The following is a 445-nucleotide window of genomic DNA, read 5'->3' as shown; positions in this document are numbered from 1 at the left end:
AGCACGCACCGTTCGCGAAATGCGCGTCGCCGGACGCGAGCAGCACGGCCGCATCCGCGACGAAGCCGGCCGACCCGAGCTTGCCGCCCGGCAGGCTCGCGAGCACCTGCCGCAGCTTTTCCGGCGCGACGCTTTCATGGACGATCGGCAAATCGAGCGGCCCCGGCGAGATCGCGTTGACGGTCACGCCCTGCGCGGCGAGATCGCGCGCGAACACCTTGGTCAGCGTCAGCGTGCCGCCTTTCGCCGCGGCGTAGTGCGCGCCCGTCGCCGAGCCGCCGTTCTGCCCGGCGAGCGACGCGATGTTGACGATGCGGCCCGCGCCGCGCGTCGCGAAGTACTGGCCGAACACCTGGCAGCCGAACAGCACGCTGCGCAGGTTCACGTCGATCACCTGGTCGAACTGCTCGGCCGTGATCTCCATCGCGGGCACGACCTTCGACGC

Annotated in this window: 1 protein-coding gene; it reads right to left on the bottom strand. The window is 70.8% G+C overall.

What is annotated here, in order from left to right; all coding sequences use genetic code 11:
* Positions 1–445: SDR family oxidoreductase (locus HWX25_RS33075; RefSeq protein ID WP_175912800.1), on the bottom strand; the 445-nt coding region annotated here is incomplete at both ends.

The sequence above is a fragment of the Burkholderia sp. BCC1640 genome (genome assembly GCF_902833125.1).
GTDB classification, from domain to species: domain Bacteria; phylum Pseudomonadota; class Gammaproteobacteria; order Burkholderiales; family Burkholderiaceae; genus Burkholderia; species Burkholderia diffusa.
Note: the sequence above shows the minus strand (reverse complement) of the source record. Positions and strands in the feature narration are given on the sequence as shown.